8 protein-coding genes are annotated in these 12,557 nt (G+C 67.3%); 5 read left to right on the forward strand and 3 right to left on the reverse strand.

Annotated elements, in window-relative coordinates; translation table 11 throughout:
• Positions 1–135 precede the first annotated feature (135 nt).
• From RV045_RS05160 to pgsA, 3 genes are read left to right on the forward strand one after another with little or no spacing between them, the layout of a single operon-like run.
• Positions 136–1,332, forward strand: a complete 1,197-nt coding sequence (locus RV045_RS05160) for a GGDEF domain-containing protein (RefSeq protein WP_423234708.1) — start codon at positions 136–138, stop codon at positions 1,330–1,332.
• A 54-nt stretch (positions 1,333–1,386) separates the two neighbouring features.
• Entirely contained in the window at positions 1,387–1,881 is a 495-nt protein-coding gene (locus RV045_RS05165; protein ID WP_423234709.1) for an energy transducer TonB family protein, read from the forward strand.
• A gap of 13 nt (positions 1,882–1,894) precedes the next feature.
• Positions 1,895–2,467, forward strand: a complete 573-nt coding sequence (pgsA, locus tag RV045_RS05170) for a CDP-diacylglycerol--glycerol-3-phosphate 3-phosphatidyltransferase (RefSeq protein WP_423234710.1) — start codon at positions 1,895–1,897, stop codon at positions 2,465–2,467.
• Here the strand turns inward: pgsA and RV045_RS05175 are convergent, their stop codons facing one another.
• The 3 genes from RV045_RS05175 to RV045_RS05185 are packed head-to-tail and all read right to left on the reverse strand — an operon-like array spanning position 2,468 to position 10,132.
• Complete coding sequence (locus tag RV045_RS05175; protein ID WP_423234711.1) at positions 2,468–5,032, reverse strand: putative bifunctional diguanylate cyclase/phosphodiesterase; 2,565 nt, start codon at positions 5,030–5,032, stop codon at positions 2,468–2,470.
• An 11-nt stretch (positions 5,033–5,043) separates the two neighbouring features.
• The gene (locus RV045_RS05180; protein ID WP_423234712.1) at positions 5,044–7,536 is read right to left on the reverse strand and encodes a putative bifunctional diguanylate cyclase/phosphodiesterase; all 2,493 of its coding nucleotides are present in this window, start codon (positions 7,534–7,536) and stop codon (positions 5,044–5,046) included.
• Between the two features lie 19 nt (positions 7,537–7,555).
• Complete coding sequence (locus RV045_RS05185) at positions 7,556–10,132, reverse strand: putative bifunctional diguanylate cyclase/phosphodiesterase (RefSeq protein WP_423234713.1); 2,577 nt, start codon at positions 10,130–10,132, stop codon at positions 7,556–7,558.
• A gap of 323 nt (positions 10,133–10,455) precedes the next feature.
• On the opposite strand from RV045_RS05185, the gene RV045_RS05190 reads away from it, so the two are divergent.
• Entirely contained in the window at positions 10,456–11,232 is a 777-nt protein-coding gene (locus RV045_RS05190; RefSeq protein WP_423234714.1) for an SDR family NAD(P)-dependent oxidoreductase, read from the forward strand.
• A 42-nt stretch (positions 11,233–11,274) separates the two neighbouring features.
• Positions 11,275–12,516 (forward strand): acetyl-CoA C-acyltransferase, encoded by a 1,242-nt coding sequence (locus RV045_RS05195; RefSeq protein WP_423234715.1) that lies wholly within the window; start codon positions 11,275–11,277, stop codon positions 12,514–12,516.
• Positions 12,517–12,557 lie beyond the last annotated feature (41 nt).

Consider the following 12,557-nt stretch of genomic DNA (forward strand, 5'->3'; position numbering starts at 1 on the left):
AGAACAGCCTGGGGAAGTCCCGGCATTTTTCCCGCTAATCTGCCCTATGCCGGGCGGCGCAGGCGGCACAATCCGATGTGACTCAGGGTTTTTCCGCATCCCGGCGGGCCCTCACTTCGCTGGACAGGATTTTTTGTGCCGGACACCTCCGTCAATGTCCCTTCCAAGGGCTGGCTCGCGCGCCTGCAGGCCCTGTCGCGCCTGGGCTCGGAGGGCATCAGCAGCGTGTCCGCACGGCGCAAGGTGGTGCAGACCAATGTGGCGGCCCTGCTGGGCGTGGGCAGCTGCCTGATTTATTCCACGGCCTATCTGCTCACCGGCCGGCTGGGCTTTGTGGTGTGCGGGCTGCTGCTCTTCCTGTATCTGCCTTTCTTCCTGTATAGCCTGCAGCTCAGCCGCCTGGGCCGCATTCTGGCGGCGAAGTGGCTGTTTTTCGGGACGGCCAATGCGGTCATCGCCACCACGGCCTCCATTCAGGGGCGCAGCATTGATGTACAGCTGTACTTTCTGCTGTTCTGCGTGATTGCGCCCATGCTGTTCGAGCGGCGGCAGTGGCGCCACATGATGGGCTGTGTGCTGGTCAGCCTGACGCTGTTTGCGGTGGCTTCGGTGGCGCCGTACAGCCCGCCGCAGTTCTACACCGACACTGTGGGCAGTGACCTGCTGGATCTGTACCGCAGCCTGATCCAGTTCACCTGTGTGGCGGCGCTGATCATCCTGGTGATGGTGTCCGAGTACTCGTCGGCCGGCAGCGAGATGGATCTGCAGCGCATGGCCGAAACCGACGTGCTGACGGGCGTGCCCAACCGGCGCGCCTTCCAGGCCATGTTCCGCCGCCATGTCGAGCAGGTGCACCGGGACCGGCCGGCCAGCAGCCCGGTCCCGCGGCTGTGCCTGCTGCTGATGGACATCGATCATTTCAAGCACATCAACGACGAGTACGGCCACGATTGCGGTGACGAGGTGCTGCGCCGCGTCGCGGCTGTCCTGCACGGCGAGCTGCGCCGCAGCGACATGCTGGCCCGCGTAGGCGGCGAGGAGTTCGCCGTGCTGATCCGCAACGTGGACGAGGACCAGGCCACGCAGCTCGCCGAGCGCCTGTGCCAGAGCGTGGCTGCCGCGCATTTCGAGATCGAGGGCCAGCACATTCCGGTCACCCTGAGCGGCGGGTTTGCTTTTGCCGGTCGCGGTCTGTCCGAAAGCCGCCTGTACAGCCTGGCCGACAGCGCGCTGTACCGGGCCAAGCACGCGGGCCGCAACCGTGTCGAGCGCTCCGACCCGACCAGCAGCATGCTGGCCACCGAAGACGATACCCCTGGCCTGCCCGCCTGAGCAGCGCTTGGGCGTAGACTACAGGGCTGATCTGGGTCGTAACAAGGACATTTCATGACGATAAGCCCCCATCTGGCCGCCGGACATCGCCTGCCTCAGGGCTGGATGACGGGGCTGGTGCTGACGGCAGTGCTGGCGCTGGGCGGTTGTGCCTCCGTGCAGCTGCCTGCGGTGGTCGCTGACCTGCCCATCATTGGCACCAAACCGCTCACGCCGCAGGAAAAGCAGGCCTGGCTGGACTACCGCGTGCAGGCCGCGCAGCACCTGGTGCAGGCCAACCCGCAGGGCACCTATATGGGCGAGGTGCCCGAGCCGCTGCTGGCGATTCCGGTGCTGGAGATTGAACTGAATGCGGACGGCTCCGTGGCCGACATCGAGGTCAAGCGCGAGCCCAGCCAGGCGCTGGACACCGTCGAGCTGGCCAAGGCCGCCGTGCGCCGCGCCGCGCCTTTTGCGCCGGTGGGCCAGCTGCCCAAGCCGTGGCGCTTCTCCGAAATTTTCCTGTTCAACGACGATCGCCGCTTCAAACCGGCCATCCTGGACCGCTGAAGGGGCTGGCCGCATGTTCACCACCATCCCGATGTGGCTGACCTGGGCGCGCATCCTGGCGATCCCCCTGATCGCGGGCGTGTTCGGCCTGCCGCTGCCCGAGGTCTGGCAGAACTGGATCGCCGCGCTGCTGTTTGTCGGCGTCGCCGTGACCGACTGGCTGGACGGCTGGCTGGCGCGGCGCTGGAACCAGACCAGCGCCTTTGGCGCCTTTCTGGACCCGGTGGCGGACAAGTTCCTGGTTTGCGCCTCGCTGCTGATCCTGCTGGATCTGGGCCGCGTGAACGTGCCGGTGGCGCTGATCATCATCGGCCGCGAGATCGCCATTTCCGCCCTGCGCGAGTGGATGGCGCAGATCGGGGCCACACGCAGCGTGGCCGTGCACATGCTGGGCAAGCTCAAGACCACGCTGCAGATGATCGCGCTGCCCTTCCTGCTGGTCGACAGCCCCAGCCTGCTGGGCCGGATCGACGCCGCCTTCTGGGGCACAGTGCTGATTTACGCGGCCAGCGTGCTCACCATCTGGTCCATGGCCTACTACCTGCACAAGGCCTGGCCGGACATCCGCAGCCGCATGACGCCCTGATCAGGACGCCAGCGCCTGCGGCTGGCGCAGCCAGTGTGGCAGCGGGGCAGGGGCCCCGGCCACTGCGCCCTGAAAGGCGTCGCAGCCCAGATCAACCAGCCGCTGGTGCGTGGCTGCGTCGTCCACCGCCGGGGCCACCACGCTCAGGCCCATGTCGTGGCCGATGCGCACCAGAACGCCCGCCAGTTGCGCGGCGCGCGGCTGGGTGGCGATCTGGCCCACGAGGCTGCGCGACAGTTTCAGCGTATCCACCGGCAGATCCTGCAGCAGCGTCAGCGTGCTGTAGCTGTGCCCGAAATCGCTCACCGCCAGGCGCACGCCCAGGGCGGACAGATCGCGGCAGACGGGCGCCAGCAGGGTGTCCGGATTGATCAGCGTGTCCTCGCTGATGTCCAGGCGCAGTGGCGGCAGGGCCTGCGGGTGGCGGGTGCGCATGGCGCGCAGATGATCGACCAGCGCAGTCCAGCCCGAGGGCTGCGCGGCCAGCGGCAGGGCCAGCTCCAGCGCCACGGGCTGGCCTTCGCGGTGCAGCGCGAGCGCCGCTTCCAGCAGGTGTGTCAGCAGCCACTGCTGCAGCGTGTCGCCCAGGCCGGTTTCCTGCACCAGACCGCTGACGCGGTGGGCCTCGATCAGGCCGTGGCGCGGGTGCTGCCAGCGCACCTGCGCCTGCAGGGCCTGCAGCGCGCCGCTGGCACCGGTCTGGGGGGCGAACTCCAGCTGCAGCTGCTCGGCCAGACGGGTGGCACTGAGGCTGGCGCTGGCGCCTTCGGGGACGGTCGCGATGCCGCTTTCCAGCGACTGTTCCAGATCCAGGCGCTGGTTCTCGCTGGTCTGCAGCGCAGCGCGATAAAAGCAGATGCGGTTGCGGCCGGTGTTTTTCGAGTGGTACATGGCCAGATCGGCGTGGCCCATCAGGCGGTCGGCCGACAGGTCGGCACTGTTGAACAGCCGTACGCCAATGCTGGCGCTGATGCGCCAGGGCTGGCCCTTGAGCACAAAAGGCTGGGCCAGCACGCGCAGGATCTTGCCCGCGATGAGCTGGGCCTGCTGCTGCGCCTGATCCTCCTCGGGGCTGAGCGCTTCGAGCACCACGACGAACTCGTCGCCGCCGCTGCGCGCCACGGTGTCCTGCGAGCGCACGCTGCGGTTGATGCGCTGCGCCACTTCCTTGAGCAGCTCGTCGCCCACCAGATGCCCCAGCGTGTCGTTGATGCCCTTGAAGCGGTCCAGATCAATGAACATCAGTGCGCAGAACTGCTGACGGCTCTCGCTGCGCTGCAGCGCCTGGTCCAGGCGCTCCTGCAGCAGGCGGCGGTTGCCAAGCCCGGTGAGCGTGTCGTAATAGGCCAGTTTGTAGATGGCCTCCTGCGCGCGCTGCTGGTCGGTCACGTCGCGGTACAGGGCCAGCACCTGGCTGCGTCCGCCCAGCTCGGTCCAGCGCGAGCTGACCTCGACCGGAATCTGGCGCCCGGCGCTGGTGACGATGCGCATGCGGCGGATGATGCTGCGCTGCGGGTCTTCCCGCAGGTGGCGCAGGTGCTCCAGCAGCTGGGTGGCGCTGTCGCTGCTGTCGCCCTCGGCGGCCGGGTGCAGGCTGGCGTGGTGGCGTCCGACCAGCTGTTCGCGGGCGGTTTTCCACAGGCGCTCGGCGGCGGTGTTCACTTCCAGGATCTGTCCGGTCTGCGGGTCGGTGACCACCAGCGCGTCGCTCAGGTTCTGGAACAGGATGCTGTAGCGGTTTTCTGCGGCCTTGCGCAGGGCGTGGATGGTCTCGATGGCACTCTGGTCGGTGATCGACCCGGCGAAGACCAGCGCCTTGCCGTGCTGGTCGAAAATCGCCTGGCCGCTGCCGCTGACCTTGCGGAAACCGCCCAGCCCCGTGCGCAGCCGAAACCCCACGTTGCGGAAGGGCAGGCCATGCAGCAGGTGCTGGTTGAGTGCGTGCTGCAGCGGGGCGAGATCGTCGTGGTGGATGTTGTCCAGGCATTCGGTCAGCGCCATCAGCTTGGGCGCGCCGGGCGGCATGTCGGTGATCTCCAGCACACGGCGCGACAGGCGCACGTCGTTGCCCAGCAGGCACCAGATGAAATGGCCGTCCTGCGACGAATCCATGTAGGCGACCAGGCTGGTTTTCTTCAGCTCGAAAATGTGGCGCTGCAGGAACTGGCGCAGCCGTGCTGCCGCCAGCGGCAGGTCGGGGATGATGACCTCGTCGAGCAGCGCCATCAGTTCGGGCGCGATCTTGACGCTGTCCAGGCCGTCCAGCACGCCCAGGGTGCGCACGTGGGCACTGTCCTGGCGCAGGCGGGCCAGATCGCGCGCCAGATCGTGCTGCGCCGTAGCGCCGTCCAGACCGATCAGCAGCGCGCCCAGGTCGCGCGAGCGCAGCCGTGCCGCCTCGTCCAGCAGGGCCTCCAGCGGACTGGACCGGGGCTCGAGCGGCAGCTGCGCGCACAGCGCCAGGATGCGCTCGCGCAGCGCCGGGCTGTCACAGATCAGGTGCGTGGCGGGCAGCCAGTCCTCGACCTGTCGGGACAGTGGCTGCTGGGGCGTGAGCGTGCTCATGGCTCAGTCGCTCAGGCGGCCGGGTGGGGTGCCGGGCTGATCTGGGCCAGACGGGCGTGGTGGCCGGCGACCCAGGCGTGGAACTCGTCCAGCACCAGCGGTTTGCTGTAAAAAAAGCCCTGGATGTAGTCGCAGCCGGCGGCCTGCAGGATGTCGCGCTGCAGCGCCGTCTCCACGCCTTCGGCGATGACTTTCATGCCCAGTTTGTGCGCCATCACGATCATGGCCTCGCACAGCGCCTGGTCGTTGGAATCGGGGCTCAGGTTCTTGACGAAGGCGCGGTCGATCTTGATGTAATCGATGTCGAATTCTTTGAGGTAAGCCAGCGAGGAATAGCCCGTGCCGAAGTCGTCCAGCGAGACCTGGATGCCCATGTTGCGAAAGCGCATCAGCTTTTCGCGCGACGGCCCGCTGACTTCCATCAGCATGCTTTCGGTGATTTCCACGCACAGGTTCAGGCCGCGGTGGCGCGCCATCAGGATGTCTTCCCAGGGCGATTTGTGCTGCGCGTCGCTGGCAAACTGGCGCGGCGATTTGTTCACCGAGACCTGGAAATGATCGCTGACGCGCTCGCGCAGGCTGTCCAGATCGTGCAGCGCGCGCTCCAGCACCCACTGGCCGATGCGCACGATCAGGCCGGAATCTTCGGCGGCGGGGATGAACTCGGCCGGGCTGACCAGGCCGCGCACCGGGTGCCGCCAGCGCAGCAGCACCTCGGCCTTGTGCACGCGCCCGGTGGGCAGCGACACGATGGGCTGGTAGACCAGGAAGAACTCCTCGCGCACCACGGCCTCGCGCAGCTGCGTGGCCAGCAGGCGGCGCTCGCGGGCCTCCTGCTGCATGGCGGGGTCGAAGGCCTCGTGGCGGTTGCGCCCGTTCTGTTTGGCGTGCGACAGCGCCTGTTCGGCCTGGCCCTGCAGGCTTTCGGCGTCCTGGCTGTCCTGCGGATAAAACGCCGAACCCACCGAGGCGCTGGTGTGGATGATCTCGTTCTGGATCGAGAAGGGCTCGCCCAGCTTGGCCATCAGCGCCGTGACCGTCTGGCTGACCTGGGCGGGAGAGGCGGCGTGGGTCAGGATGATGCGGAACTCGTTGCCGCTGATGCGCGCCAGCACGTCGTCGGCCTGCAGCAGGTTGCGCAGGCGCAGCGCCACCTGGCGCAAGAGCTGGTCGCCCACCTTCTGGCCCCAGTCGTCGTTGATGTCCTTGAAGCCGTCCAGATCCAGGTGCAGCAGGCCAAAGGGCTGGCGCGCCTGCGGCAGCTGCAGGCGGCTGGCCAGCGCCTCCGAGAACGACACCCGGTTAAAGAGGCCGGTGAGCTGGTCAAACAGCGCAAGCTGGCGGATGTTTTCTTCGGCCGTGCGCCGGTTGTGGATGTCGGTGTTGGTGCCGATGACACGCTGCACATGGCCGGTGGCCGGATCAATCTCGACCGGGCTCAGGCGCGTCAGCACCCACTTGTAGCTGCCGTCAAAGCAGCGCATGCGGTACTCCATGCGCAGGTGCTTCTGCGGCGCGGCCATGAAGTTCTCCATGGTGCGTATGGTCTCGTCGCGGTCTTCGGGGTGCAGCAGCTGCTTCCACAGCTCGTAGCCGCGCGGATCGATTTCGGAATCGCGCTCCGGGTAGCCCAGCTGCTGGTGCCAGCGCCGCGACAGAAAGCACACGCCGGTGCGCACGTCCATGTCCCAGATCGCGTCGTTGGTGCCTTCGACCGCGAAGCGCCAGCGTTCCTGGTTCTTGATGACGGTCTGCTCGTTCTGGTAGCCCCGGAAAATCTGTCGGTAGGACAGCGTCACGCCCATCAGGAACAGGAAGACCCACAGCCCCAGCGTCAGGCGCACGATGACGTTCTGCACCTCAACCGAGACCTTGCCCAGCTCGAAAGAGAACTGGCTGGACAGGTACTGCAGGTGCACGAGCTGGTTGTTGACGCGCGAGGCGTACAGGTCGCGGGTCAGCGGATCGAGCTGGCCGTTGTCCACACGCAGGCGGATCTCGCGGCCCAGCACCACGGTGTGGCGCACGGCCGGGATGGTGCTCTGCCACAGCGACACGGCACGCTGCAGCAGCGGCAGCTGGCTGTAGCGCAGGTAGGTGGTGATGACGTTGTCCACGTCCTGGGCCTGCAGGCCCATGGCCAGCAGCTGGTAGCGCGCGGTGCGCAGGTCGGGCGGGCTGGCATCCAGCGCTTCCTTGGCCAGCGAGGCGCTCATGGGAATCTCGATGCTGCGCTCGAAGGCCTCGAAATCGCGCGGGCTGCGCGTGTCCAGGTAGTTGCTCAGGTGGATGAAAGCGTTCTTCTGGCCCTTGGACCACAGGCTCTCGCCGCTGGTGAAGGCGCGCGCCGCCGAAATCGTCTGCAGGCCCTGCAGGCTGACGACCAGCTGGACCACCATCACCACCAGAAAAGGGATGATGTAGACCACCAGCCGACGCAGCGGCTCGTGTCTTTCCCGGAGTCTGGAGGCGATGGACATGGTGGACGGCGTGATGGGGGGCATGCAGGAAGGCTCTGGCATCTTAGGCGGGACTGGGGCGCTCTGTGGCACCGATCAGCCCGGCGGTCTGCCTGTTTATCGACTCTTGCACAAAAAACCCAAGCCGCCTTGAAGCTCCGGCCACCTGCGCGCAGGCCGCCAGGCTCAGCGCCGGGGCCAGTAGCGGGCTGGCGGCCCCGGCATTCTGGTGGCGCGCCCACTCGATCAGGCGGTGCAGCGGCAGCGGGGCGCTGAAGTGGTAGCCCTGCAGGTAATCGCAGCCGGCCTCGCACAGCAGGCGCTGCTGCATCGCGTTCTCGACGCCCTCGGCGATGATGCGTATGCCCAGCTTGTGGCCCATCACGATCATGGCCTCGCACAGCGCCAGCTCGCTGGAATCGGGCTGCAGGTTCCTGACGAAGGCGCGGTCGATCTTGAGCAGATCGATCTGGAACTCCTTCAGGTAGGCCAGCGAGGAATAGCCCGTGCCGAAATCGTCCAGCGATATTTCCACCCCCGCCTCACGGTAGGTGCCCAGGATGAGCTGGGCCTCCTCGCTGGCGTCCATCAGCAGGCTTTCGGTGATCTCGATGCAGACGTTGCCGCCCTGGTGCGACTGCGACAGGTGCCTGGCCCAGTCGGTGTTGCTGCCCGCGTAGTTCTGGCGGAACTGGCGCGCTGATTTGTTGATCGAGACCTGGAAATCCTCGCCCAGGCACTGGCGCAGCAGCGGCAGATCGCGCATCACCTGCTGGAACACCCACTCGCTGATCTCGCCGATCAGGCCGTGGTTTTCGGCCAGGGCGATGAACTCGCCGGGCTGGATCTCGCCGCGCTCGCTGTGCAGCCAGCGCACCAGCGCCTCAGCCTTGACCATGCGCCCGGTGCGCGTGTCGACAATGGGCTGATAGGCGATGGAGAAATCGCGCTGCTCGACTGCGCGGCGCAGCTCGGCCAGCAGCGCTTTCTCGCGCTGGATGCGCTCCAGCAGGCTGACGTCATAAGGCCGGTGCGTGTTGCCGCCCGCCGCCTTGGCCGCGGCCAGTGCGATCTCGGCCAGGGTCTGCAGCCGTGCGCTGTCCTGCGCGTCGGCCGGGAAGCAGGCGCTGCCGATCGAGGCGGTGATGTGCACGCCCATCTGCTGGATGCTGAAAGGCAGCTCCATGCTGGTGCGCAGGCGCTCCAGCCGCGCGGTCAGGCCCGGGCCCGGATCGCTGATCAGGCAGCGGAACTCGTTGCCGCCCGCCCGCGACAGCACGCAGTCGGCGCCCAGCTGGCCCTGCAGGCGCACGGCGATGAGCTTGAGCAGTTCGTCGGCCACGCCGGTGCCGTAGTCGGCGTTGACATCACGAAAGTGGTCGATGTCCAGGTGGACCAGGGCAAAAGGCTGGCCGCTGCGAGTGCGACAGTGGGTTTCGCTGTCCAGCCGGGCCAGGAAGGTGCTGCGGTTGAGCGTGGCCGTCAGCGGATCGCAGTGCGCCATGAACATCAGCTGGTTGTCCTGCAGGCGCTTGCCGTTCACGTCGCAGTTGGTGCCCACCAGGCGCGTGGCGCGGCCCCGGCTGTCGCGTTCGACGGCGGCGGCGCGGGTCAGGATCCAGCGCCAGCTGCCGTCCACGCAGCGCATGCGGGTTTCCACGCTGGCCGGGTGCTTCTGGTTCGGGCTGCGCAGCAGGCGGTTGCAGGTGCGCAGCAGCAGCACTCTGTCCTCGGGGTGAACGCGGCGCAGCCAGTCGGCCGGGCCGGGCGCTTCATGGGCGGGCGCTTCATAGCCCAGCTGCACATACCAGCTGCCCGACAGCGTCAGCGCGCCGGTTTTCACGTCCAGCTCCCACAGCGCGTCGTTCACGCCTTCCACGGCGTGACGCCAGCGGTCCTGTGCGCGCTGCACCTGGTGTTCGACGCGCCACACGCGCCACACCAGGCGGCGGGCGTAAATCAGGCCGGTGACCAGCATCAGCGACCAGCTGCAGCAGATCAGTGCGTACATGGTGTTCTCGCTGAAGGCCGCCAGGCGGGTGATTTCGCCTGAGAAGCGGTCGGAGTACACCTGCAGCTCGGCGCGCAGCACGCTGGCCTGACGGTCCAGGCGCATCTGCTCGCTCAGGCTGGATTCACTGCTGAGCGCCCAGTCGCGCGATTCCAGGCCCAGACGGCGTATGCGGTTGATGACGGGCACCGAATCCTCCCACTGCGCCAGCGCGGGCGCGAGCGTCGGGCTCTGGCCGAAGAGGCGGTACATGCGCGCGATCTGGCGCACGTCCTGGTCCTCGATGCCCATGTCCCGGATGTGCGCTTCGGCCACGTCCCAATCGGGCTCGGGGCGGTCCATGGCCGCCTTGGCCGCATTGCCATCCAGCGCCACCTGCAGCGATTTGCGGAAGTTGGCATAGTGGTAAGGATCCCGCGTGTGCAGGTATTTCTTCAGATAGAGCACCGAGGCGCGGGCGCCGTTGGACCAGGCGCTCTCGGCGGTGGTGAAAGCGCGGGTGCCGGAGACCAGCTGCAGGGCGGCGAAGGTCAGCGCCAGCTGCAGCAGGACCATCACGCCGAACGGCACGAGAAACCGCATCAGGCGCCGCCAGGGCGCTATCGTTGCGGGTCGTTCGAGCTGTTCCATGAGCCATCCGGTTTCGAGATACTGGGGAGGTGAAGACTAGCCCGCCAGCGCAGCCTGTGCCTGCGGCTGTACTCCCCTGGGCCGGGGGTTCAGAATCGGGCCTGATCCGAATCCGTGGCCCATTCTGTCGGGCCCGGCCAGGATCAAACGCCGGAACTGCTGGTGAAAAACAGATCAGATTTTCCTAAAGAATGCCTAAAAAGTCACAATCAATGAGAAAAAATATTCATCACTTCGGCAATATGTATCAATGACATCCCTGTGTTTTTAAGAGCGCCGTCGCGCCAGCCGCCCCTGCAACACCCCCCAACTGGAGACTTTTCATGAACGAGACCCGTGTTTTTCTGATATCTGGTGCCGCCTCAGGCCTGGGCCTGGCCACGGCCGAGCGCGCCCTGACCGAGGGTCACCGCGTGATGCTGGCCGACATCGCCGCAGAGGCCGGCCAGGCGCAGGCGGAGCGGCTCGCGCAGCAGTACGGCGACCGCGTCGCCTTCCATGCGCTGGACGTGACCGACGCCAGCCAGGCGCAGGCTGCGGTGGCCGCAACGGTGGCGCGCTTTGGCCGCCTGAGCCACGCCGTGAACTGCGCGGGCGTCGCCCCGGCCGAGAAGGTCGTGGGCAAGGAAGGCGCGCATGACCTGGCGCGTTTCGCCCGCACGGTGAACATCAACCTGGTCGGCACCTTCAACGTGCTGCGCTGCGCCGCCGAGGCCATGGCGCGCAACGCGCCCGACGCCCATGGCGAGCGCGGCCTGATCGTCAACACCGCCTCGGTTGCGGCCTTTGACGGCCAGGTCGGCCAGGCGGCTTACGCGGCGTCCAAGGCGGGCGTGGCGGGTCTGGCGCTGCCGGTGGCGCGCGAACTGGCGCGTCACGCCATCCGCGTCATGACGATCGCGCCGGGCATATTCATGACGCCCATGGTCCAGGGCATGCCGCAGAACGTGCAGGACGCGCTGGCCGCCAGCATCCCCTTCCCGCAGCGCCTGGGCCAGGCCCACGAGTATGCTGACCTGGTCATGCACCTGTGCGAGAACCGTTACCTGAACGCCGAAACCATCCGTCTGGATGGCGCCGTGCGCATGAATGCCCGCTGATCGTCTGAAGAACATCCGCCCGATGCGGTGAAAGGATTCCAAATGTCGTCAAAACCCTCAAAACCCACCCAAACCGTTTTCCAGCGCGAAACCGAGGCTGATCCGGTGGTCATCGTGTCCGCCGTGCGCACGCCCATGGGCGCTTTCCAGGGCGCGCTGTCGGCGCAGACCGCGCCGCAACTGGGCGGCATCGCGCTGCAGGACGCGCTGGCGCGCAGCGGCGTGCCCGCCGCCGACGTCGGCGAGGTGCTGATGGGCTGCGTGCTCACCGCCGGTCTTGGGCAATCGCCCGCGCGCCAGGCGGCGCTGCTGGCCGGTCTGCCCGATTCGGTGGGCTGCACGACCATCACCAAGGCCTGCGGCTCGGCCATGAAAGCCGTGATGCTGGCCGTGGACGACCTGCTGCTGGGCCGCCACGCGGTGATGATGGCGGGTGGCATGGAATCCATGACCCATGCACCCTACCTGCTGCCCAAAGCGCGCGGCGGCCAGCGCCTGGGCCACGGCCAGATGCTGGATCACATGTTTCTGGACGGACTGGAAGACGCCTACAGCGTGCAGGACCGGGGCCGCCTGATGGGCACTTTCGCCGAAGACTGCGCCACGCATTTCGGTTTCACCCGCCAGGAGCAGGACGACTGGGCGCGGCGCTCCGGCGAGCGCGGCCGCCTGGCGACGCAATCCGGCTGGTTCGCGCCGGAACTGGTCCCGGTGACCAGCGGCAGCGGCGCGCGGGCCCGCACACTGGACCATGACGAAACCGTGGCGCAGATCGATCTGGACAAGATTCCCCGCCTGAAACCCGTTTTCCGCGAAGGCGGCACGGTGACGGCAGCCAACTCCAGCTGCATTTCCGACGGCGCAGCGGCGCTGGTGCTGATGCGGGACAGCGAAGCGCGCCGCCGGGGCCTCAGCCCGCTGGCCCGCGTGCTGGGGCAGGCCACGCACGCCCGTGCGCCAGGCTGGTTCACCACCGCGCCGGTGGGCGCCATGCAGGCGCTTCTCGCTCAGGTCGGCTGGGGCGTGGCCGATGTCGACGCCTGGGAGATCAACGAGGCTTTCGCCGTCGTCACCCTCGCTGCCGTGCGCGAGCTGGGCCTGGATGAGGATCGTGTCAACCGTCACGGCGGCGCCTGCGCGCTGGGCCACCCCATTGGCGCGTCGGGCGCACGCATTCTGGTCACGCTGCTGGGCGCCCTGCGCCAGCATGGCGGGCGCCGGGGTGTGGCCAGCCTGTGTATCGGCGGTGGCGAGGCAACAGCGATGGCGGTGGAGCTGTACTGATTTCTTCCAGGTATTTTTAATCTATAAAAAAACCCCGCATA

This window comes from Amphibiibacter pelophylacis (assembly GCF_037688875.1).
Lineage (GTDB): Bacteria > Pseudomonadota > Gammaproteobacteria > Burkholderiales > Burkholderiaceae_C > Amphibiibacter > Amphibiibacter pelophylacis.

Excerpts from the sequence above, each read along its gene's own strand:
- RV045_RS05165 (WP_423234709.1), top strand. The coding sequence starts at position 1,387 with ATGACGATAAGCCCCCATCTGGCCGCCGGACATCGCCTGCCTCAGGGC.
- pgsA (WP_423234710.1), top strand. The coding sequence starts at position 1,895 with ATGTTCACCACCATCCCGATGTGGCTGACCTGGGCGCGCATCCTGGCG.
- RV045_RS05175 (WP_423234711.1), bottom strand. The coding sequence starts at position 5,032 with ATGAGCACGCTCACGCCCCAGCAGCCACTGTCCCGACAGGTCGAGGAC.
- RV045_RS05180 (WP_423234712.1), bottom strand. The coding sequence starts at position 7,536 with ATGCCCCCCATCACGCCGTCCACCATGTCCATCGCCTCCAGACTCCGG.
- RV045_RS05185 (WP_423234713.1), bottom strand. The coding sequence starts at position 10,132 with ATGGAACAGCTCGAACGACCCGCAACGATAGCGCCCTGGCGGCGCCTG.
- RV045_RS05190 (WP_423234714.1), top strand. The coding sequence starts at position 10,456 with ATGAACGAGACCCGTGTTTTTCTGATATCTGGTGCCGCCTCAGGCCTG.
- RV045_RS05195 (WP_423234715.1), top strand. The coding sequence starts at position 11,275 with ATGTCGTCAAAACCCTCAAAACCCACCCAAACCGTTTTCCAGCGCGAA.